This is a genomic window from Actinopolyspora biskrensis (assembly GCF_013408175.1).
GTDB lineage: Bacteria > Actinomycetota > Actinomycetes > Mycobacteriales > Pseudonocardiaceae > Actinopolyspora > Actinopolyspora biskrensis.
The window spans coordinates 220217-241337 of sequence record NZ_JACBYW010000002.1 but is presented as its reverse complement, the minus strand read 5'-3'; the positions used below and the strand labels follow the sequence as shown (position 1 = coordinate 241337).

The following is a 21121-nucleotide window of genomic DNA, read 5'->3' as shown; positions in this document are numbered from 1 at the left end:
GTATACTCGTTCGTCGGCCCTGTTGGCGGGCCACGGTGTTCGTCTCCGACACCGCCGCGCCTCCACTTGGCGCACTTACTGTCCCAACGCTCTTGACCGCACGAGGTGGAGTCGTGTCCGACACCCGAGCCGATCGGGAACTTGACCACACCGACGGCGTCGCCGCCGAGCAGCAGTACGTGTCGATGCTCTACGACAAGCTCGACGAGCTACGCCAGTACAACAGCAGGCGTCTGGCCGAGACGCTCCGCGAAACCGGTGGCACCCCGCAGGCGCGCACCGAACGCGATATTTCCACCAAGATGCACATCGACAAGCTCTCCCAGCTGAGCGCGGTGGAGAACGGGCTGTGTTTCGGCAGGCTCGACCTGGACAGTGGCGAACGTTTTCACATCGGCAGGTTGGGGCTGTTCGACGAGGAGAACGAGTACACACCGCTGCTCATCGACTGGCGGGCTCCGGCCGCGCGCCCGTTCTACCTCGCCACGGCGGCGTCCAGGGACGGAGTCGTGCGCCGCAGGCACATACGGACCACCAGACGTACCGTCACGGATCTGGAGGACGAGGTCCTCGACCTGGACGCGGCCGAGCAGAGCAGCCATCTCGGTCTCGCGGGGGAGGCCACGCTGCTCGCGGCACTGGACGAGCGCCGCACCGGGAAGATGGGCGACATCGTCGCCACCATCCAGGCCGAACAGGACCGGATCATCCGCAGCGGCATGAACGGCGTGCTGGTGGTGCAGGGCGGCCCCGGAACGGGCAAGACGGCCGTCGCGCTGCACCGGGCCGCCTACCTGCTCTACACCTACCGGCAGCAGCTGACCAAGCGCGGCGTGCTCGTGGTCGGCCCGAACCCGACGTTCCTGCGCTACATCGGACAGGTGCTTCCCTCGCTCGGGGAGACGGGTGTGCTGCTCTCCACGGTCGGGGAGCTGTACCCGGGAGTGGCGGCCACGGGGCGGGAATCCGCCGAGGCCGCCGAGCTCAAGGGGCGCTCGGAAATGGTCTCGATCCTGAACAACGCGGTGCGCGAGCGGCAACAGGTCCCCAAGAACTATGTCGAGGTGATGTTCGACCGCGAACCACTCCACATCGACAAGAGCACGTGCAGCCAGGCACGCACCAAGGCCCGCAAGTCGCGCAAGTCGCACAACGAGGCCAGGAAGATCTTCCGGCGCGAGATGTTCTCGGCGCTGGCGTTGCAGGTTGCCGACCGCCTCGGCAGGGACCTGCTCGACCAGCGCGACATCGACGACATCTCCGCGGAGCTGCGTGCCGACTCCGGCGTGGGCGAGGTCCTGGAAGGGCTCTGGCCCGAGCTCGAACCGACCACGCTGCTCGACGAGCTGCTCTCCTCACCCGAACGGCTGCGCAAGGCCGCCCGCAAGTACTTCGACGAGCAGCAGCGGCAGGCGCTGCTGCGTGAGTCGGGGGCCGAGTGGACTCCCTCGGACGCGCCGCTGCTCGACGAGCTGGCCGAACTGCTCGGCGAGGACGAGTCCGAACAGCAGCAGGCACAGCGGCAGCAGGAACGCGAGGAGCTGGCCTACGCCGAGGGCGTGCTGCACATCATGGAGCAGGACGAGGAGATCATCGATCCCGAGCGGCTGCGGGTCTCCGACGTGCTCGACGCCGACCTTCTGGCGCAACGGCATCGCACGAACAGCGACATGACGGCGGCGGAACGAGCCGCGGGTGACCGAACCTGGACCTTCGGGCACGTCATCATCGACGAGGCCCAGGAGCTGTCCGCGATGGCCTGGCGCGTGCTGATGCGGAGGTGTCCGAGTCGTTCCATGACGGTGGTCGGCGACATCGCCCAGACCGGTTCGACGGCGGGGGCCGGTTCATGGCACGAGGTGCTGTCCCCGTACGTCGCACGGCGCTGGCGCATGGAAGAACTGACGATCAACTACCGGACGCCCTCCGAGATCATGTCCCGTGCGGAACCGCTGCTGTCCGCGATGGATGTGGATCTTTCCGTGCCCACCTCGGTCCGCAGCACCGGAGTACGCCCCCACCGACTCCGCGTGCCGGAGGAAGAGCTCCCCGCCCGGGTCGCCGAGGTGACCGCGAAGGAGATGGAGGCCGTCGACGGTGGGCGTGTCGCGGTGCTGCTCCCGGCGAACGGGTTCTCCGGGGTCGGTCGTTCGATCGTGGGGCGAACGCCGGAGGCCGCCTTCGGCCCCCAGCCGGAGGGACTGGAAGCGCCGGTGATGGTGCTGACGGTGGACCAGGCCAAGGGACTCGAGTTCGACAGCGTGGTCGTGGTCGAGCCGCAGGTCCTGCTTTCCGAGTCCGCCCGGGGGCTCAACGACGTCTACGTCGCGCTCACCAGGAGCACCACCAGGCTGGCTGTCGTGCACACCGGTGACCTTCCCGCGGAGCTGCGGGGGCTCGAGCTCGAGGAGTGAACGAGGGCGGCACCGGCGGGCGGGCGGCGTGGCACGTCCCGCCCGCCGGGAGCCCCGCCGCGCCTGGTGAACGGGGCAGGGCCCGTGTCCCTCCCGGAAATCCCGCGCATCGGGAAACCGAACGGACCGCAGTACCGCGCACCGGCGGGGCTGTCCGCTCACACGACCGAACGAACTGGTATCTTTGCTGATCAGAACGTTGACTGCTCCCCACGGAGCAGCCCGCGTGGTGCCGTACGAGCGAAACCCGGTGTGACTCCGGTGCTGTCCCGCAACTGTGAGGCCCCGTTCCGCCGTCGCGGAACGACCGGGCCGAGCCAGGTCGCCTCGTACGTCACTCGAGACCGCCGTTCCCGGTGCAGGAACGCGGTGTCGGCCGGTTCTGTGGCGGACTCCGCGTGCACCGGCCGAGACCGAGGACAGTCATGAGCCGGACGATCGGACTTCGCCGCAACGCGGCCCTGCTGCTGGCCGTGTTCGCGCTACTCGTTCCACTCACATCGTGCGCCAGCAGGCCCACCTCCAACGAGCAGCCGGACAGCGGGAACGATTCCGCTTCCGCCTTTCCGGTCAGGGTCGAGCTGTCCGGCCGGCAGCCGGTCACCCTGACGGAACAGCCGAAGCGCATCGTCTCGCTGAGCCCGACGGCCACCGAGGTTCTCTACGAGATCGGCGCGGATGAGCAGGTCATCGCGGTCGACAAGAACTCCGACCATCCCGGCAGGGCTCCGCGCAAGGAGTTCTCCGCCCTGGACACCAGCGCGAGCGCCGTTTCCGAGTACCGTCCCGATCTCGTGATCGCCCAGGCCGGCAGTGCGGACTCGCTGGCGGACGGGCTGCGTGAGATCGACGTTCCGGTGCTGCTCACCCCCTCGGCCGAAAACCTTCAGGACTCGTACGACCAGATCAAGGCACTGGGACGGGCCACGGGGCACGGCGAACGCGCCACCGAGACCGTGAACCGCATGCGCTCCCGGATGGACGAACTGGTGGAGAGGACTCCCGAACCGCAAGGGGAACTGACCTACTACCACGAGATCAGCCCGGACCACTTCACCAGCACGTCCGAGAGCTTCGTGGGCAACGTCTACCGGAAGTTCGGACTGACCAACATCGCGGACTCCGCCGGCGACAGCAAGTTTCCCCGGCTCTCCGAGGAGAAGATCCTGCGGGCGGATCCGGACATGATCTTCCTCGCCGACACCGGCTCCGCCGGCGTCACGAAGGAGAAAGTCTCCCGGCGTCCCGGCTGGAACAACCTGACGGCGGTGCGCGAAGGACGGATCCACGAACTCGACGAGGACATCGCCAACCGCTGGGGACCGCGCGTGGTCGAACTGGCCCGCTCGATCAGCGAGGCCGTCGACTCCGCGCAGAAGAGCTGACCGTTCCGGATGAGCGAGTTACGGGCCGGCACCGCCGTCACGGACGGCTCCTCCGGAGCACCCGAGCGCGGAGCACGTCCCCGGCGCAACGCGCTGCGGCCGGTCCACGTGCTGTGCGGACTCGCGGTGCTCGTCGCGCTGACGCTGCTGTCCGCGCTGATCGGCGCGGCCGACCTGGGCTGGCAGCGCGTGCTCGCCGAGATCGGCGCGCAGCTGACGGGAGGCCGCTCGCCCCTCTCCGGACGTGAAGCCGCGATCCTCTGGCAGTTGCGCGTCCCCCGTGTGGTGCTCGCGTCGCTGGTCGGAGCCGCACTGGCGGTTTCAGGAGCAGCTTTCCAGGGCGTCTTCCGCAATCCGCTGGCCGACCCCTACCTGCTCGGTGCGGCAGCGGGGGCCGGACTCAGCGTGACCGTCGTGGTCACCACGGTGCCGCAGGTCGACCTCGGCAGCACCGGTCTCGCGCAGCTGGCCGCTTTCGGCGGCGCGCTGGGCGGGGTCGGGCTCACCTGGCTGATCGGCCGTTCCGCCGGACCCGACACCGCCACCCTGGTGCTGGCCGGGGTGGCGGTGGGTGCCTTCCTCACTGCGGCCCAGACGTTCGTCCAGCAGCTCCGCGTGGAATCCCTGCAACGCGTGTACATGTGGATTCTCGGCAACCTGAGCACCTCGGGGTGGGACGAGGTGCTCGTGGTGCTGCCGACCTCGGCACTGGCCGCCGTGGTGCTGTGCGCGTGCTCCAGGCTGCTGGATCTGCTCGGGACCGGGGACGAGGAGGCGAGCGCGCTGGGAGTCCGCCCCGGCCGGGTAAGAGCTCTGGTGCTGGTGGCCGCGTCACTGGCCACGGCATCGGCCGTTTCCGTGGCGGGGTTGATCGGGTTCGTCGGGCTGGTCGTCCCTCACCTGGTACGGCTGACCGCGGGGGGCAGTTACCGCGTCATAGTCCCGCTCTCGCTGTTGTTCGGTGGTTCCTTCCTGGTGGGAGCCGACATGCTGGCTCGGACCGTCATGGCTCCGGCCGAACTCCCGATCGGCGTCGTCACCGCCTTCACCGGGGCTCCGTTCTTCGCCCTGCTGCTGCGCACGAACCGAACGCGGTGACGGAACGGAAGAGGCGTCCGGTGAGGACCGAGACCGCGAACGGAGAGGCGATCGTATGAGCGCCGTGGAGATCAGCGGGCTCTCGGCGGGATACCGGGGCCGTACAGTGGTCTCCGATGTCTCCGCCGGGATCGAGTCCGGGGGCTGGCTCGGGGTTATCGGTCCGAACGGTTCGGGCAAGTCCACCCTGCTCAAGGCCGTGCTCGGTCTCGTCGAGCACACCGGGAGGGTGCTCGTGGACGGACGCGCCGTCACCGGACTGCGGCACCGGGACCGGGCCAGATCACTCGGGTACGCACCCCAGCTTCCGCAGCTGCCCGTCGGACTGACCGTGACCGACTACGTGCTGCTCGGGCGTACTCCGCACACGGGGCTGCTGGGCAGGGAGAGCGGGACGGACCTCGACGTGGTGGCCGAGGTGCTGCACCGCCTGGACCTCACCCGGATGGCCGACCGCAAACTCCCCACCCTCTCAGGGGGTGAGCGGCAACGAGCCGTGCTGGCGCGGGCCCTGGCCCAGCGCACCGGTGTGCTGCTGCTCGACGAACCGACCACGGGCCTGGACGTGGGGCACGCCCAGGAACTGCTGGACCTGGTCGACCGGCTACGGCACGAGCAGGGGACCACGGTCGTGACCACGCTGCACGACCTCACCATGGCGGGCCAGTACGCCGAACGTCTGTTGCTGCTGGACCAGGGCGCGGTGACGGCGGAAGGCACTCCCGAGGAGGTGCTCACGGCCGACACCCTGGAAGAGCACTACACCGCTCGGATCTCCGTCCTGCGCGCCCCGGACGGTTCCCCGGTCGTCGCACCCGTACGTGCCGCGGAACCCCGGCGGCGCGCTTGACGCGGACCGCGTGGGCTCCGCGGCAGGGCCCGGGCGGCACCGCCGACGGGCCGGGACCGCGAAGTCCCCGGCAACCCGGTCACTCGGGAGGGTTCGTCCTCCCCGTGGCTCCGCGCTCCGAGGAGGAGTCCGGGGGCTCGTCCCCGTGAGCGTGCTCGGCCTCGAACGTCTCCTCCGTGACGGAACCACGTCCGCTCTCCTGCCCCGGAGCCCCGCTCTCCCGGGCCGCGGAGCTCCCCGTCCCGTAGTCGGGGTCTCCCGGCATCGGTTTGCCGAGCAGGAGGTGTGGATCCTCCCTGCCACGTCGGGCGAGCAGCAGACAGGCCACGGCGAGCACGAAAACCAGCGCCGAGACGTAGACGTTGACCCTGATCCCCAGATCGAACGGGGTGGAGGCCGGATCCGTGCGCATCATCTCGATCCAGAAGCGCCCCGCCGTGTAGCCGGCCACGTACAGCGCGAACACCCTGCCGTGCCCCATTCGGAACTTGCGGTCGGCCCAGACGATCAGCAGAGCGACGAGCAGGTTCCACAGCAGCTCGTAGAGGAACGTGGGGTGCACGACCTCGACGGGCACGTCACTGACGGCCACACCGGTGACCGGGTCCGGTTCGCGCTGGTAGATCTCCAGTCCCCAGGGCAGGTCGGTCGGACCGCCGTAGAGCTCCTGGTTGAAGTAGTTGCCCAACCTGCCGACGGCCTGGGCCACCACGAGTCCGGGGGCCACCGCGTCGGCGAAGGCGGGCAGCGGCACTCCGCGCCGCCTGCAGCCGATCCAGGCACCGACCGCGCCGAGAGCCACGGCTCCCCAGATGCCGAGGCCGCCCTGCCAGATCTGGAATATGCCCCACCACGGGTTCGGACTGTCGGCGCCGAAATAACGCCAGTAGTCGGTGATCACGTGGTAGAGCCTGCCGCCGACCAGGCCGAAGGGAACCGCGAAAACGGCGATGTCGGTAACCGCGCCCTTGCGGCCACCGCGTGCCACCCAGCGGCGTTCCGCCCAGAAGATGGCGATGATGATGCCGACGATGATGCAGAGCGCGTAGGCGCGGATGGGGACCGGGCCGAGGAACCAGACCCCGCGGTCGGGACTGGGGATGTTGGCCAGATGAGTGGTCGCCGGGGTCGGCAGCGCGACAGTCACGCGACTACCGTAACGGGCGCGTGGACCGCCTTCGACACGGGTTCCCGCCTCGGATCACCGCTCCGCTGTCGACGCGGGCTCGGCACGCAGCCCCCTGGCGAGCTCGCCGGCGAAAGCGCCCGCTCCCGTGGCGCCCTCCCGCTCGGCACGGGTGATGAAGGCGGAACCGACGATCACCCCGTCGGCGAATCGGCCCACCTCGGCCGCGTGCTCGGCGTCGCGCACCCCGAGCCCCACACCGATCGGCAGGCTCGTGTGCTCCCTGGTGCGACGCACCAGGTCCCGCGCCGAACCGGACACGGAGTCCCGCGCCCCGGTCACCCCCATCACCGAGGCCGCGTAGAGAAAACCCGAACCCGCTTCGGCCGTCAGCGCCAGGCGCCGCTCCGAGGAGGAGGGGGCCACCAGGAAGATCCTGTCGAGTCCGTGCCGGTTCGACGCGGCCGTCCACTCCCCGGCTTCCTCCGGGATCAGGTCCGGTGTGATCAGTCCGAGTCCTCCCGCGGCACGCAGGTCCCCGGCGAAAGCGTCCGGACCGTAGCGGTGTATCGGGTTCCAGTAGCTCATGACCACGGGAGCCGCGCCTGCCGCGGCCACCGCCGAGACCGCGTCGAACAGTTGGCGCACCCGGAACCCGTTGCGCAGCGCCTGCCCGGACGCGGCCTGGATCGTCGGCCCGTCCATCACGGGATCGGAGTAGGGCAGCCCCACTTCGACGATGTCGCAGCCCGGCGTGTCGCCGTCCCCCCGGACCATGGCCTCGAGGAGTTCGACGCTCTCGGGCATCGTGGGGAACCCCGCGGGCAGGTAGCCGATCAGAGCCGCCCGCCGCTGTGCCGCACAGGTACGGAAAACATCTTCCAGGCTCACTGCTGGTCCTCTCCCGTGATACCGGCCTCGGGAACGAGGCCGAAGTAGTGCGCGGCGGTGTCCATGTCCTTGTCCCCTCGCCCGGAGAGGTTCACCAGGAGCACCGCGTCGGGGCCGAGCTCCCTTCCGAGGCGCAGCGCTCCGGCCAGCGCGTGGGCCGACTCGATGGCGGGGATGATGCCCTCCGTGCGGGAGAGCAGCTTGAACGCCTCCATGGCCTCTTCGTCGGTCACGGCACGGTACTCGGCGCGTCCGCTGTCGGCCAACCACGCGTGTTCCGGGCCCACACCCGGGTAGTCCAGACCGGCCGAGATCGAATAGGCCTCGGCGATCTGGCCGTCCTCGTCCTGCAGCAGGTACGACCTGGCTCCGTGGAGGGTGCCCGGAGTTCCGCTCGTGAGCGCGGCACCGTGCTCCCCGCTGTCGAGACCGTGGCCTCCCGCCTCCATGCCGATCAGGCGAACCCCCGGGTCGTCGACGAAGCCGTGGAACACGCCGATCGCGTTGGAACCGCCTCCCACGCAGGCGAGCACGGCGTCGGGCAGCTCACCGGTCGAGCGCAGCACCTGCTCCCGGGCTTCCTGGCCGATCACCTTGTGGAGGTTCCGAACCATCAGCGGGAACGGGTGGGCGCCCGCCGCCGTGCCCAGCAGGTAGTGGGTGTCCGCCACGTTGGTCACCCAGTCCCGCAGGGCCTCGTTGATCGCGTCCTTGAGCGTGGCCGAACCGGTGTTCACCGGCCGCACCTCCGCCCCGAGCAACCGCATCCTGGCGACGTTGAGCGCCTGCCGCTCGGTGTCCGTCGCGCCCATGTAGATGACGCAGTCCAGGTCCAGCAGCGCACAGGCCGTGGCCGTGGCGACCCCGTGCTGTCCCGCACCGGTCTCGGCGATCACCCGGCGCTTTCCCATGCGCTTGACCAGCAGCGCCTGGCCGAGCACATTGTTGATCTTGTGGGATCCGGTGTGGTTGAGGTCCTCGCGCTTGAGCAGCACCCGGGCTCCCCCCGCGTGGGCACCGAACCGCTCCGCCTCGGTCAGCGGCGAGGGCCTGCCGGCGTAGTCCCGCAACAACCGATCGAGTTCGGCGACGAACTCGGGGTCGTTGCGCGCCTTGTCGTACTCCTCGGCGAGCTCGTCCTGAGCGGAGATGAGCGCCTCTGGCATGAACCGGCCCCCGTAGGGACCGAAATGGCCGCCCTCGTCGGGATCGTGCCCACCGGACGTGGCATGCGCACCGCCCACGCCGTTCGCCTCGTCGGGATCGCGTACTGTCATCCGGTCTCCTATCCGCGACTCGGCCGCGGGCAGGCGGGGTGCGACCCCGCCGTGACCAACTGCGTCAAAGCCGCACGTGGATTGTCGCTACCGACCAGACCCTCGCCGACCAGGACGGCGTCGGCACCGGAGCCCGCGTAGGCCATCAGATCACTGGGCCCGCGCACTCCGGACTCGGCGACCTTGATCACCTCGGCGGGCAGTCCGGGGGCTGTCCGCCCGAAAACCTCCCGGTCCACTTCCAGCGTGTGCAGGTTCCGCGCGTTCACGCCGATGATCTTTCCACCTGCCGCGAGAGCGCGGTCTGCCTCCTCGGCGTTGTGCACTTCGACCAGGGCCGCCATCCCGAGCGACTCCACCCGGTCCAGCAGGGCCTCGAGAGCGTTCTGCTCGAGCGCGGCCACGATGAGCAGCACCATGTCCGCTCCGTGCGCACGTGCCTCGTGCACCTGGTAGGGGCTGACGATGAAGTCCTTCCGCAACAGCGGAGCACTCACCCGAGCGCGCACCGCGTCCAGATCGGCGAGCGAACCGCCGAAACGACGCTCCTCGGTGAGCACGCTGATCACCCTGGCGCCCGCGTCGTAGTACTCCGCCGCGAGATCGGCCGGTTCGGCTATGTCGGCCAGCTCCCCCTTCGAGGGGCTGCGCCGCTTGACCTCGGCGATCACACCGACGCCCGGTTCGTGCAGCGCCGCCCACACATCCTTGGGCGGCTGTGCGGCAGCGGAAAGCTGCTTGATTTCCTCGAACGGAACGGCCGCCTCACGAGCGGCCAGATCCGTTCGCACATCCTCGATAATCGTGTCCAGAACGCTCACGCGCGCACCTCACCTAGGGCCGGCCGGACACTTGCTCGCAGGTGGCAATACGCGCGGATCGTCTCATCGCGCTCGATCACGACACTCCCCTTCCCCGCCGTGCCGGTCGCGTTGTCGATGCTAACCCCGTTCGGTGTGAACCCCACCGCAGGGGGCGGAAGAACGTCCCAGCGCACCAAGGACCTAAGTCCCTGGTGGTCACACCGTTCCTGCTGTTGGGGGTACACGGGTTCCCCCGTGAGGACGTTCCCCACGACACTCCGGGCGCGCAGGCTTGCCCTCGCCCGAATCCCGCGAGCACGCGGAACGGACACCACGAACCGAGCGGAAGACCTCGATCAGGGGCGCGGTGGTTCGTCCCCTCCGGGGGGCTCCTCGTTCTCGGTGGGATCCCGCCCCCTGTCGAGGGCGTCCCAGATGCGCTGGTCGGGATCGCCGGGCTCGCGCTCCGCGGAAGGAGCCGAGTACTTGGCCCCCATCGCGGGCATCCGCCGAGCCGTCACCAGCACCGAGAGCCCGCAGAGCAGCAGCACGGCCGCGCAGGCGCCCATCAGGATCGGACCGTACGGAACCACTCGCTCCACGGCGAGCGCGCGGGTCCCCGGGGGCGTGCCGGGGAGCTCGTCGACCCCGTGGGACCCCGTCGTCCAGTCGACCAGCCGCCAGGTCAGCAGCACGGCCTCCAGCAGGACGATCAGACCGATCACCCGACGCATCAGCCCGCCAGTGGCCAGCACGGCTGCGATGGCCGCCAGCGTGGCCAGCGCGAGCGGTGTGAGCTCGCCGCGGATCGTGGCGCCGGTGACCTCGGTCACCGACTCCCCCGAGAAGGGGGTCCGGTACCTCTGGTGCACCCACACGAGCGAACCGGCCGCCCACAGCCCCACGGCGGCGGCGATCATGCCGATCACACACGCGACCAGCAGCCGGCGACCCGTGCCGCGCCCGCCGGATTCCTGTTCACCGGTCACGCCTGCCTGTTCACCGGTCACGCCTGCCTCGCATTCCCGTCCTCCGTGTTCCCGGGCGTCGGCACCGCGGAGCTCGCGGCGGCCGCTTCCCGCGAAGCGTTCCCGTCCCCGGAGCCCGTCGAAGGGCTCCGCAGGGTTTGGGCGGTGGCCACCGCGTTGAGCACGGTCATGGCCTTGTTGAGGCACTCGCGGTCCTCGGCCTCCGGGTCGGAGTCGGCGACGATCCCGCCTCCCGCCTGAACGTAGGCCGTCCCGTCCCGCAGCAACGCGGTGCGGATCGTTATCGCCGTGTCCGCGTCCCCGGCGAAGTCCAGATACCCCACGACACCCCCGTACTGGGCACGCCGCACCGGTTCCAGCTCCTCGATCAGCTCCAGCGCACGCGGCTTCGGGGCACCGGACAGCGTCCCCGCGGGAAAGCACGACTCCACGGCGTCGAAGGCGACCCGGTCCGCGGCGAGCTCACCCGTGACCGAGGAGACGATGTGCATGACGTGGCTGTAGCGCTCCACCCGGAAGAACTCGACCGGGTGCACCGAGCCCGGCCTGCACACCCGCCCCAGGTCGTTGCGCGCGAGATCCACGAGCATGAGGTGCTCCGCGCGCTCCTTCTCGTCGTTGATGAGCTCCTTCTCCAGAGCGACGTCCTCGTCCTCGTCCGCCCCGCGCCACCTGGTGCCCGCGATCGGGTAGGTCGTCGCCTGCCCGCCCCTGACCCGGACCAGGGACTCCGGACTGGAGCCGACGATGTCGAAGGGCCGGCCCCCCTCCGGATCGGGCAACCGCAGCAGGTACATGTAAGGGCTCGGGTTGGTCGTGCGCAGGATGCGGTAGATGTCGAAGGCCTCGACATCGGTCCGCATCTCGAAACGCTGGGAGACGACCACCTGGAAGGCCTCGCCCTGGTGTATGGCCTCCTTCGCCTTCCGGACGGCTTCCTGGTGCTGTTCGGAACTGCGGTGCCGCGTGAAATCCGGCTCGGACCGGGAGAACGTCGCGACGGTGGAGGGCCTCGGCTCGTGAAGCCGTGCGGTCATCTCGTCGAGCCTGCGGACCGCGTCGTCATAGGCCGCGTCCACCCGCTCGGGGCTGTCGTCCCAGTTGACGGCGTTCGCGATCAACGTGATCGTGCCCTCGTGGTGGTCCAGAGCCGCCAGATCCGTCGCGAACAACATGACCATCTCGGGCAGGCCGAGATCGTCCTCGGCCGAGTCGGGCAATCGCTCGAACCTGCGAACCGTGTCGTAACCGAGATAGCCGACCATCCCGCCGGTCAGCGGAGGCAGCCCCGGCAACGGATCGGTGTGCAGCAGGCGCACGGTCTCCCGCAGCGTTCGCAGCGGATCACCCTCGGTCGGCACCCCGGCCGGTGGCTGACCCAGCCAGTGCGTCCGACCGTTGCGCGCCGTGAGAGCGGCCGCACTGCGCACGCCGACGAAGGACCATCGCGACCAGGATCGCCCGTTCTCCGCCGATTCGAACAGGAAAGTTCCCGACTCGTCACGGGCGAGCTTGCGATAGACTCCGAGCGGCGTCTCGTCGTCCGCGAGCAACCGCCGCACCACCGGAATCACTCTGCGTCCCGTCGCCAGTTCCCGGAACTCGGCTCGTGGAGGACTGATAGTGCCGATGTCACCGTCGCCGACCATGGCCGCCATTGTTGCAGGCCGCCCAGCGCCCCTGCGTGCCTAACCCCGGCGTTTGCGGGAGCGGAGACCCCCCGGTGAGGATGTCGTCGTGCAGGACAGTGGTCACGGGAGCCCCCGGGAAAGCGGACGCAGAGGCAGACGCGGCAGCGGGAACGAAACCAGAGCGGCGTTGCTCACCGCCGCGCGTGCGGCGTTCATCGAGCACGGTTACAGCGGTGCCACCGTGCGCGATATCGCGGGCAGGGCCGGAGTGGACCCCGCGATGGTCCGCCACTGGTTCGGCGACAAGAAGGGGCTCTTCGCCGCGGCGGTGGCGCTGCCGGTCGATCCGGACCGGATACTTCCCCAGTTGCTGGACGGTCCGGTGGAACGACTCGCGGAACGCATGCTGCGCGTTTTCCTGTCGACGTGGGACTCCGCCGGGGGCGGCGAGTTCACCGCGCTGATACGCAGCCTGTCCACCGGCGAGGAGGCGGTTCGCATGCTGCGCGAGTTCCTCACCACGACACTGCTCGAACCACTGCTGCACGCTCTCGGGGCCGACCGGACGGAACTGCGCGCGGCCCTGTGCGGATCCCAGCTGATCGGTTTGGGAATGATGCGCTACGTGATGCGTCTCGAACCGCTGGACACGACCGAGCACGAGACGATCGTGACCGCCGTCGCCCCCAATCTGCAGCACTACCTGACCGGCCGGCTCGACCCGTCCTGAAGCCCCGCGCCGCGAGCCGTTCTCCGGTCACGCCCAGGAGAACGGCGTCACTTCCGGACGGGTACCCACCGCCGACCGGTTACTCGTCCGCCAGGAGGACATCGGCTTCGAAGCAGTTCGGCGCGCCCGTGTGGCAGGCCGGTCCCGTCTGGTCGACGAGCAGCAGCACCGTGTCGCCGTCGCAGTCCAACCGGACCTCGCGCACGTGCTGGGTGTTGCCCGAGGACTCGCCCTTGATCCAGTGGGCGGCCCTGCTGCGGGAGTAGTAGGTGGCCCGCCTCGTGGCCAGGGTGTGCCGCAACGCCTCGTCGTCCATCCAGGCCAGCATCAGCACCTCGCCCGTGTCGTGCTGCTGCACCACGGCGGCGACCAGTCCCGCGTCGTTGCGCTTGAGCCTGCCCGCGATCGCGGGGTCCAACTTCTCCGGAAGTTGCCCGAGCTCGCTCATCGAACGGTGATCCCCTCCGCGCGCATGGCTTCCTTGACCTCGGCGATGCTCAGCTGTCCGAAATGGAACACGCTCGCGGCGAGCACTGCGTCGGCCCCCGCGTGCACGGCCGGAGCGAAGTCCCGCTTGTCACCAGCACCACCGCTGGCGATCAACGGAACCCCCACCGCCGCGCGAACCGCACGAATCATCTCCAGGTCGAAGCCCTCCTTCGTGCCGTCTGCGTCCATCGAGTTGAGCAGGACCTCCCCGACGCCGAGACGCTCGGCCCGCTCGGCCCACTCGACCGCGCAGATCCCGGTCCCCCTGCTTCCACCGTGCGTGGTGACCTCGAACCCGGAGGGCGTGGACTCCCCGCCCTCCGGAACCCTCCTGGCGTCGACCGAGAGGACGACGCACTGGGCGCCGAACCGTCGGGAAGCCGTTTCCAGCAGCTCGGGCCGCGCGATCGCGGCGGTGTTCAGACTGACCTTGTCGGCTCCGGCGCGCAGCAACCGGTCCATGTCGTCCGGGGTGCGCACCCCACCGCCGACGGTCAGCGGAATGAAAACCTGATCGGCCGTGCCGCTCACCACGTCGTACGTGGTCTCCCTGTTGCCCGAGGAAGCGGTCACGTCGAGGAACGTCAGCTCGTCCGCTCCCTCGCGGTCGTAGGTCCTGGCCAGCTCGACCGGGTCTCCGGCATCGACGAGGTCGGTGAAGTTCACCCCTTTGACCACTCTCCCCTCGTCGACGTCCAGACAGGGGATCACGCGCACCGCAACAGCCATACTTCCAGGGTAAGTGCCCCGCACGAGGCGCGGTACGCGGCACCGGCCGCGAACCGGTCAGCCGGTCGACCGCACAGCGGCGAGCGCCTCGGACAGAGTGAAATTGCCCGCGTAGAGGGCCTTGCCGACTATCGAGCCCTCGAGGCCGGCCGGCTCGAGGGAGGTCAGCGCCACCAGGTCGTGCACCGTGGAAATCCCCCCCGAGGCCACCACGGGGGCAGGAGTGTGCTCGCAGACGGCACGCAGCAGTCCCAGATTGGGCCCCTGCAGAGTTCCGTCCTTGCTCACGTCGGTCACCACGTAGCGGCTGCACCCGGCTTCGTCGAGCCGGTCGAGCACCTCCCACAGGTCCCCGCCGTCGCGGGTCCAGCCACGGGCGGCGAGCCTGTGCCCCCGTTCCTCCACCCGGACGTCCAAGCCGACCGCGACACGCTCGCCGTGCTCACGCACCACGCTCGCGGTCCATTCCGGATCCTCCAGAGCGGCGGTTCCCAGGTTCACCCGGGCACATCCGGTCCCCAGCGCGGCCCGCAGGGATTCGTCGTCCCGGATCCCCCCGGAAAGCTCGACATTCACGTCGAGCCTGCCGACCACATCGGCCAACAGCTCACGATTCGAACCACGCCCGAACGCCGCGTCCAGATCGACGAGATGAACCCACTCGGCACCGGCCTGTTGCCAGGCCAGGGCGGCCTGCAGCGGATCACCGTAAGAGGTCTCGGTCCCGGCCGCGCCCCGCACGAGGCGCACTGCCTGTCCATCTGCCACATCGACGGCGGGAAGCAGCGTGAAAGTCACGCTTCAAGCCTACGACCCCTCGTATCCCGCCACGACGACACCCCGCGGAGCCGGCGCTGACCACTCGAGCCTGACGAACGGTTCTCATCGAGTTCCCCGCTCGGCTCGTCGGTCGGGCCGGGGCTCTCCTTCGGCGCTGCCGGTACCGAAACACCCCGCCCCGGCAACCGGGACCGCCGCGGGTTCCCCGTGGTGCTCCCGCGAGGACGGTCCCGACGTCGTGCAGGCGACCACCCGATGTCGGGGCACCCGCTCACGAGACCGCGAGGGGTCCCGCGACCACCCACGACGACCGAGACGGAGAACCTCACTCAGTCCCCTCCGCCTGATCGGCCGTTCGAGCGCAACGCCGCCACCACCGGAACCCCCAGCACCAGCAGCGCGAAGAACAGCACGAGCCAACCGGACACGCCCGCCGACACGAGGTAGGTCGAGGAGAAGCCGATGACCATCCCCAGGCACAGCACGAAAGCCACGACACGTGCGGCTCCTCCAGGTCGCATCAACCCGTGCCTGCGTGTCCTCACAGGGTCTCCAACCAGTTGCGCAGCAACCGGCTCCCGGCCTCCCCCGACTTCTCGGGGTGGAACTGGGTTGCCATCAGGGGCCCGTCCTCCACGGCCGCCAGAAAGGACTCGCCGTGCTCGGAAGTGATCAACCGGGTTTTCCCCGCGCCGGCACCACCGGGGACGGTGGGCCACTCACGTGCCGCGAAGGAGTGCACGAAGTAGAAACGGGTCTCCGGGTCGAGTCCCGCGAACAGCACGCTGTCGGCGGGCGCGGAGACCGTGTTCCACCCCATGTGCGGCAGCGTCTCGGAACGAAGCCGTTCGACCGTGCCGGGCCAACGTCCGACTCCCTCGGCCTCGACACCGTGCTCGACGCCGCGCTCGAAAAGGATCTGCATTCCCACGCAGATCCCCAGCACGGGACGGTCGTCGCTCAGCCGACGGTCGATCACCCGGTCCCCTCCGGCTTCGAGCAAACCACGCATGCAGGCCGAGAACGCACCGACACCGGGCACGACCAACCCGTCCGCCTCGACGGCGCGCCGATGGTCGGCGGTAACCTCCACCTCGGCCCCGGCGCGCTCCAACGCGCGCTCGGCCGAACGGAGATTGCCCGATCCGTAGTCCAGTACGACGACTCGTGCCACGGCTCCAGGCTACCCGAACCGCTTCCTCGCCCCCCTCAGGACCACACCTGTCCTTCCAGTGAACTGGAAATCGCGGCGGTAGGCTGGTCCCGTGTCGAACCCCTCCGCAAAACTGACCATCGGCGAGGTCGCGGAACGCAGCGGTTTCGCGACGACGGCACTTCGGTTCTACGAGGACCGCGGGCTGATCAGCTCGACGCGCACGAGCGGCAATCAACGACGTTACGAGCGCGGGGTGCTGCGTCGGCTGGCGTTCATCCGCGCGGCCCAGCGAGTCGGGCTCAGCCTGGAGGACATCACGGACGCGTTGAGCACGCTCCCGGAGAACCACGCCCCCAGCAAGGCCGACTGGGCACGGCTCTCGGAGCACTGGCGGGACGAGCTCGACGCCAGGATCGACGGGCTGCGGCGACTGCGCGACCGGCTCACCGGCTGCATCGGGTGCGGTTGCCTCTCGTTGAACACCTGCTCGCTGTACAACCCGGACGACCGGATGGCGCAGAAAGGTCCAGCCGCACCGCTGCTGCGCCCCGAGGCCGAGGGAGGGATGTGACCCTCGTCGGGGTTTCCCGCTCGCCCGTGTCCCGGTGAGTCGCCCCGGGGAACCCCCGCGGTCTCGTGAGCGGGCGCCCCGGTGGCCACCACCGGTCAGGAGTTCCCGTTCCAGCGGTAACTCATCTCGGGACGCCCCACACCTCCGTAGCGGGGAGCGCGCGACACGGTGCCGCACTCGACCAGGTACTCCAGATACCTGCGCGCGGTCACCCTGGAAACACCGCTGAACCGGCCGACCGTCTCGGCCGATCCCCCCTCCGGCAGCTCCCGCACGGCCGAAACCACCGACTCGAGCGTCTGCTCCCCCATCCCCTTGGGCAGCTCGCGGCGATCGCCGTCGCGCAACGCGGAGAAGGCGTGGTCTATCTCGTGCTGGCCGTTGACGGCCCCCTCCCGGGAAATGCTGCTCCGGAAACGGGCGTAGTTCTCCAGTTTCTCCCGCATCGCCGCGAAGGTGAACGGTTTGAGCAGGTACTGCACCACGCCACTGGCCACCGACTCGCGCACCCGGCTGAGATCACGAGCCGAGGTGACCGCGATCACATCGGTTTCGCTCGCCTGCCTCCGCAACGTGCGACTCACCCGCAGACCGTCCATGTCCGGCAACCGGAGATCGAGCAGCACCAGGTCCGTGGCGGTGTGGCCGAGGAACCGCAGGGCCTCCTGACCGGTACGAACCCGGCCGACCACGCGGAATCCACTCACGCTGTTCGTGCAGCTCTCGTGGGCTTCGCCCGCCACCTCGTCGTCCTCCACCACCAGGACCGAGATCACGTCATCCTCCCGCCTTCGGCTCCCGTCCGGCGAGCGGTTCCAACGGCAACCACGCGGTGAAAGCCGCTCCCCGCATTCGGCCGGTGTCGTTGGCCACCTCGACGTGACCACCATGACGGCGAACACTCTGCCCTACGAGAGCAAGCCCCAGTCCCCTGCCGTCGCCCTTGCCCGAGCGGCCACGGCGGAACAGCTCACGCGTCGTCCCCGTATCGACGCCCGGCCCGTTGTCGACCACCCTGACCAGCAGGCCCTCCTCCTCGGCGCGGAGAGTCACGTCGACCGCTGGCGAGCCCGCCCCGGCGGCCAGCACCGCTTCCACCGCATTGTCGATCAGGTTCCCGAGCACGGTCACGAGCTCCCGGGGGTCCACGGCCTCCGAAGCCGACTCGTCGACCCGGGTGTCCTCGGTTATGCCGATCTCGACCCCGCGTTCGCGCGCTTCGGCGGTCTTTCCGAGCAGAACGGCGGCCAACACCGGCTCCTCCACAGCACCGACCACCCGATCGGTGAGTTGCTGAGCGGTGCGCAGCTCCGAGGTCGCGAACTCCACGGCCTGCTCGGTACGTCCGAGTTCGATCATCGAGACGATCGTGTGCAGCCGGTTGGCCGACTCGTGGGCCTGCGAACGCAGCGACTCCGAAAAACCGCGCAGCGTGTCCAACTCGCGGTTCAACGTGCGGAGCTCGGTGTGGTCCCGCAGTGTGACCACGTTGCCGAGCTCCCCGTTGCCGCCGCCCGCGGCGACGACGGTCACGAGGAGCACCCTGTCCTCGCTCAGGTGCAGCTCGTCACGCACCGGAGCACGACTTCCCAGGACCGCTGCCAAGGAGTCGGGCAGCCCGAGATCGTCGACACGCCTGCCCTCCGTCAGCGCCGGATCCAGTCCCAGCAGCACGGCTGCCCCGTCGTTGCACAGGGTCACCACACCGCGGGGAGAGACCAGCAGCAGTCCCTCGCGCACGGCGTGCAGGATCGCCTCGTGGTACTCGTGCACCCTGCTCAGCGCCGCCGGGGAAAGACCGTGGGTGTACCGGCGCATGCGTACGCTGACCAGGTAGGTCGCCAGCCCGCCGAACAGCAGCGCCAGCCCCGCGACCAGCAACAGAGCACGTAGCTGGTCCTGCAGCTGCCTGGTGAGCACCCGGACCCTGATCCCGACGCTGACGAGCGCCGTCACCCTCCCCGCGGGGGAGAGCACGGGCGCCACCGCCCGCACGGAAGGCCCCAGGGTCCCCGCGTAGGTCTCGGTGAAGGTGTTCCCGCGCACCGCGGGCTCGATGTGCCCCCAGAAACGCTCGCCGATCCTGCTCGGATCCGGATGGGTGTAGCGGATTCCCTCCTTGCTCATGATCGTCACGAAGTCGACCCCCGTTTGGGAGGCCGTCCTCTCCGCCAGGGGTTGAAGCCGGTCACTCGGATCCGCACCGTCCAGAGCGGACCGCAGGGCGGGCATCCCCGCCAGGGTTTTCGCCACGGCACGGACCTCGCCGCGCGCGGCCTCCTGGTTCTGCGCACGCGCGCTGTACCAGGCCAGTCCGGAGCCGGCCAGGATCACGACGATCACGATCACCGCCTGGAGGACGAACAGCCTGCGCGCCAGGCTCCAACGGGTGTCGCCGCCCGCTCGAAGCGGAACGCGCGTACCGGAATCGGTCAATCATCCCTCCCCCGGCGACTCGTGAACGAAATGAACACAACGATGACACCGCACGAGCGGCGGCCGATAGTTCCCCGCGACATCGCACGGACGCAACACGGAGTTAACCGTGATGACGACGGAAAGGTCGGGCGGTTGAGCGAGTCCCTGATTCTCCTGCACACCGGGATCGCCATAGCGGGAACGATCCTGTTGATCCTCGCGCTGCGCATCGAACCGCTGATGGCGCTACTGCTCGGATCACTCTACCTCGGGCTGGCCACCGGCCTCGGCTTCAGCGGAACGGCCGAGGCCGTAACCAGTGGCTTCGGCGACATAATGACCGAGATAGGTCTGCTGATCACCTTCGGCGTGCTGCTGGGGTCACTGCTCTCGGCAACCGGCGCGTTGCGGAAACTCACCGAGAGCCTGTTACGCGTGTTCGGGGCCGAACGCTCTCCCTACGTGTTCGGAACCGCGATGAGCAGCATATTCCCCGCCATCTACACGGACGTGCTGCTCGTGCTGACGGCTCCGCTGGGCAGGTCCATCGCACCGCGCATCAAACGGGACGGAACCGCGGCCATGGGCGCGGCCCTGATCCTCGGTTCCGAGCTCGGCCTGGTTCTCGTCGTCCCGGGGGCCGGCGCGCTGGCCGTCGCCGGGCTGCTGAACGTCGGCCTGGGGCGAATGCTGCTGTTCGGTCTGCTCGTCACGGTCCCCACCGCGCTGGTGACCATCTACCTCTACCGGTGGCTGCTGCGCGGCGGGCTGTGGAACGCGGAGAAGGACGAGCTGTCGGTGGAGGAGCTCGGCGAGGAGGACACGGAGGGAACCGAGGCGAACACGACCGGGAGCGGCGACCGGCTCCCCCCGCTGGGAGTCTCGCTGCTGCCGCTGGTGCTCGCCATCGTGCTCATCGCCACGGGCGGAATCGCCAAGGTCGCGGGGGTGACCTCCGGCCCGCTCGCCTTCCTCGGAAACCCCCTGGTGGCCCTGTTCATCGGTGTGCTCGGGGCCTACCTGCTGGCGTGGCGCACGTTCTCCCGAGGCGTGGCCAGCTCGGCCGTGGCCGAGGGGATGCGCGAGTGCGGCCCGATCCTGATCATCACCGGCATCGGGGGCTCACTGGGCGGGGTGATCTCCGCGACGGGTCTGGAGGAGATCCTGTCCGGGTACTTCTCCTCGAACGCCTTCTCGCCACTGCTGCTCGCCTGGATCATCGCGGCCGTGCTGCACGTGGCGATCGGTTCCACCTCGGTCGCCGCGATCACAGCGGGCAGCATCCTCGCCCCCGCACTGGGCGGAACGGACACGGCGCCGCTGCTGATCGCCCTGGCGGCCGGTTCGGGCGCGCTGTTCGCCGTGCACGTCAACAGCAACTTCTTCTGGATGTTCCAGCGGTTGCTCGGCCTGAGCACACGCGGAACCCTGAAGACCTGCACTCTGGTGACGATGATGGCCTCGGTGATCTCGCTGCTTTGCGTGCTGGTGCTCAGCCCGGTCGTCTGACGCAGAGCCCCGTCCCGACCGTCCGGGGGCTCGGGCGGCGGAACCGGTTCCCCGGACGCGCCTTCCGGTCGCGGAGCACGCCGCGGAACGTTCCGCGGCGTGCTCCTCACAGCCACAGCAGCCCACCGGACAGCGCCACCAGCGCGGCCACCGCGAGCACCACGGCGAGCCCCCGCGTGGTTTTCCACATCGCGTAGGCCCCTCCCGCGAGGAAACCCGCGAAGGCCAGCAACAAGATCGGCAGGAAGTCCCGCACGGCACGCTCCGCTCGTCAC

Annotated in this window: 21 protein-coding genes and 1 riboswitch; of the genes, 7 read left to right on the top strand and 14 right to left on the bottom strand. The window is 69.4% G+C overall.

Going from position 1 to position 21121, the window contains the following annotated elements:
- Window positions 1–113: 113 nt before the first annotated feature.
- The 4 genes from FHR84_RS06825 (at window position 114) to FHR84_RS06810 (ending at window position 5747) form a co-directional block, all read left to right on the top strand.
- A complete protein-coding gene (locus FHR84_RS06825) occupies window positions 114–2414 on the top strand; it encodes an ATP-binding domain-containing protein (protein WP_179534617.1) in 2301 nt (766 codons plus the stop codon).
- Window positions 2415–2660: 246 nt separating this feature from the next.
- Window positions 2661–2736, top strand: a riboswitch (cobalamin riboswitch).
- 103 nt (window positions 2737–2839) lie between these two features.
- Window positions 2840–3799 (top strand): ABC transporter substrate-binding protein, encoded by a 960-nt coding sequence (locus FHR84_RS06820; protein ID WP_179534616.1) that lies wholly within the window; start codon window positions 2840–2842, stop codon window positions 3797–3799.
- Window positions 3800–3808: 9 nt separating this feature from the next.
- The gene (locus FHR84_RS06815; RefSeq protein WP_218862317.1) at window positions 3809–4897 is read left to right on the top strand and encodes a FecCD family ABC transporter permease; all 1089 of its coding nucleotides are present in this window, start codon (window positions 3809–3811) and stop codon (window positions 4895–4897) included.
- A 55-nt stretch (window positions 4898–4952) separates the two neighbouring features.
- Window positions 4953–5747 (top strand): ABC transporter ATP-binding protein, encoded by a 795-nt coding sequence (locus tag FHR84_RS06810; protein ID WP_179534615.1) that lies wholly within the window; start codon window positions 4953–4955, stop codon window positions 5745–5747.
- A 79-nt stretch (window positions 5748–5826) separates the two neighbouring features.
- On the opposite strand, the gene lgt is transcribed toward FHR84_RS06810, so the two are convergent.
- From lgt to FHR84_RS06780, 6 genes are all read right to left on the bottom strand, one after another.
- Window positions 5827–6894: a prolipoprotein diacylglyceryl transferase gene (gene lgt / locus FHR84_RS06805; RefSeq protein ID WP_179534614.1), complete on the bottom strand. Its 1068-nt coding sequence runs from the start codon at window positions 6892–6894 to the stop codon at window positions 5827–5829.
- Window positions 6895–6948: 54 nt separating this feature from the next.
- Window positions 6949–7764, bottom strand: a complete 816-nt coding sequence (gene trpA / locus FHR84_RS06800; RefSeq protein ID WP_179534613.1) for a tryptophan synthase subunit alpha — start codon at window positions 7762–7764, stop codon at window positions 6949–6951.
- Window positions 7761–9041: a tryptophan synthase subunit beta gene (gene trpB, locus FHR84_RS06795; RefSeq protein ID WP_218862316.1), complete on the bottom strand. Its 1281-nt coding sequence runs from the start codon at window positions 9039–9041 to the stop codon at window positions 7761–7763. The genes trpA and trpB overlap by 4 nt, the downstream gene beginning before the upstream one ends.
- Before the next feature lie 8 nt (window positions 9042–9049).
- Window positions 9050–9862 carry an indole-3-glycerol phosphate synthase TrpC gene (gene trpC / locus FHR84_RS06790; protein ID WP_179534612.1) on the bottom strand — a complete coding sequence of 271 codons (813 nt, stop codon included), beginning with the start codon at window positions 9860–9862 and terminating at the stop codon, window positions 9050–9052.
- 338 nt (window positions 9863–10200) lie between these two features.
- Window positions 10201–10854 carry a Trp biosynthesis-associated membrane protein gene (locus tag FHR84_RS06785; RefSeq protein WP_343075177.1) on the bottom strand — a complete coding sequence of 218 codons (654 nt, stop codon included), beginning with the start codon at window positions 10852–10854 and terminating at the stop codon, window positions 10201–10203.
- Window positions 10851–12482 carry an anthranilate synthase component I gene (locus FHR84_RS06780; protein WP_246300305.1) on the bottom strand — a complete coding sequence of 544 codons (1632 nt, stop codon included), beginning with the start codon at window positions 12480–12482 and terminating at the stop codon, window positions 10851–10853. Before FHR84_RS06780 ends, FHR84_RS06785 begins: the two co-directional genes overlap by 4 nt.
- A gap of 88 nt (window positions 12483–12570) precedes the next feature.
- Here FHR84_RS06780 and FHR84_RS06775 point away from each other — a divergent pair, with 88 nt between their 5' ends.
- Window positions 12571–13194, top strand: a complete 624-nt coding sequence (locus FHR84_RS06775) for a TetR/AcrR family transcriptional regulator (RefSeq protein ID WP_179534610.1) — start codon at window positions 12571–12573, stop codon at window positions 13192–13194.
- Window positions 13195–13273: 79 nt separating this feature from the next.
- Here FHR84_RS06775 and hisI read toward each other — a convergent pair whose 3' ends face one another.
- The 5 genes from hisI to hisH form a co-directional block, all read right to left on the bottom strand.
- Window positions 13274–13642 (bottom strand): phosphoribosyl-AMP cyclohydrolase, encoded by a 369-nt coding sequence (gene hisI / locus FHR84_RS06770; RefSeq protein WP_179534609.1) that lies wholly within the window; start codon window positions 13640–13642, stop codon window positions 13274–13276.
- Complete coding sequence (hisF, locus tag FHR84_RS06765; RefSeq protein WP_179534608.1) at window positions 13639–14412, bottom strand: imidazole glycerol phosphate synthase subunit HisF; 774 nt, start codon at window positions 14410–14412, stop codon at window positions 13639–13641. The genes hisI and hisF overlap by 4 nt, the downstream gene beginning before the upstream one ends.
- A 57-nt stretch (window positions 14413–14469) precedes the next feature.
- Window positions 14470–15210, bottom strand: coding sequence for a bifunctional 1-(5-phosphoribosyl)-5-((5-phosphoribosylamino)methylideneamino)imidazole-4-carboxamide isomerase/phosphoribosylanthranilate isomerase PriA (gene priA / locus FHR84_RS06760; RefSeq protein ID WP_179534607.1), 741 nt, complete (start codon window positions 15208–15210; stop codon window positions 14470–14472).
- Window positions 15211–15521: 311 nt separating this feature from the next.
- Window positions 15522–15686 carry a hypothetical protein gene (locus FHR84_RS06755; protein WP_246300398.1) on the bottom strand — a complete coding sequence of 55 codons (165 nt, stop codon included), beginning with the start codon at window positions 15684–15686 and terminating at the stop codon, window positions 15522–15524.
- Window positions 15687–15733: 47 nt separating this feature from the next.
- Complete coding sequence (gene hisH, locus FHR84_RS06750; protein ID WP_179534605.1) at window positions 15734–16366, bottom strand: imidazole glycerol phosphate synthase subunit HisH; 633 nt, start codon at window positions 16364–16366, stop codon at window positions 15734–15736.
- Window positions 16367–16457: 91 nt separating this feature from the next.
- On the opposite strand from hisH, the gene soxR reads away from it, so the two are divergent.
- The gene (gene soxR, locus FHR84_RS06745; protein WP_179534604.1) at window positions 16458–16919 is read left to right on the top strand and encodes a redox-sensitive transcriptional activator SoxR; all 462 of its coding nucleotides are present in this window, start codon (window positions 16458–16460) and stop codon (window positions 16917–16919) included.
- Between the two features lie 95 nt (window positions 16920–17014).
- Here the strand turns inward: soxR and FHR84_RS06740 are convergent, their stop codons facing one another.
- Both FHR84_RS06740 and FHR84_RS06735 read right to left on the bottom strand, forming a co-directional pair.
- Window positions 17015–17695 carry a response regulator gene (locus tag FHR84_RS06740; protein WP_179534603.1) on the bottom strand — a complete coding sequence of 227 codons (681 nt, stop codon included), beginning with the start codon at window positions 17693–17695 and terminating at the stop codon, window positions 17015–17017.
- A 1-nt stretch (window position 17696) separates the two neighbouring features.
- Window positions 17697–19355, bottom strand: coding sequence for a sensor histidine kinase (locus tag FHR84_RS06735; RefSeq protein ID WP_179534602.1), 1659 nt, complete (start codon window positions 19353–19355; stop codon window positions 17697–17699).
- Between the two features lie 135 nt (window positions 19356–19490).
- Here FHR84_RS06735 and FHR84_RS06730 point away from each other — a divergent pair, with 135 nt between their 5' ends.
- The gene (locus FHR84_RS06730; RefSeq protein WP_246300304.1) at window positions 19491–20846 is read left to right on the top strand and encodes a GntP family permease; all 1356 of its coding nucleotides are present in this window, start codon (window positions 19491–19493) and stop codon (window positions 20844–20846) included.
- 106 nt (window positions 20847–20952) lie between these two features.
- Here FHR84_RS06730 and FHR84_RS06725 read toward each other — a convergent pair whose 3' ends face one another.
- Window positions 20953–21102, bottom strand: a complete 150-nt coding sequence (locus FHR84_RS06725; protein WP_179534601.1) for a hypothetical protein — start codon at window positions 21100–21102, stop codon at window positions 20953–20955.
- Window positions 21103–21121: the final 19 nt, after the last annotated feature.

Excerpts from the sequence above, each read along its gene's own strand:
- trpB (WP_218862316.1), bottom strand. The coding sequence starts at position 9,041 with ATGACAGTACGCGATCCCGACGAGGCGAACGGCGTGGGCGGTGCGCAT.
- FHR84_RS06820 (WP_179534616.1), top strand. The coding sequence starts at position 2,840 with ATGAGCCGGACGATCGGACTTCGCCGCAACGCGGCCCTGCTGCTGGCC.
- hisI (WP_179534609.1), bottom strand. The coding sequence starts at position 13,642 with ATGAGCGAGCTCGGGCAACTTCCGGAGAAGTTGGACCCCGCGATCGCG.
- FHR84_RS06780 (WP_246300305.1), bottom strand. The coding sequence starts at position 12,482 with ATGGTCGGCGACGGTGACATCGGCACTATCAGTCCTCCACGAGCCGAG.
- FHR84_RS06810 (WP_179534615.1), top strand. The coding sequence starts at position 4,953 with ATGAGCGCCGTGGAGATCAGCGGGCTCTCGGCGGGATACCGGGGCCGT.
- hisF (WP_179534608.1), bottom strand. The coding sequence starts at position 14,412 with ATGGCTGTTGCGGTGCGCGTGATCCCCTGTCTGGACGTCGACGAGGGG.
- FHR84_RS06815 (WP_218862317.1), top strand. The coding sequence starts at position 3,809 with ATGAGCGAGTTACGGGCCGGCACCGCCGTCACGGACGGCTCCTCCGGA.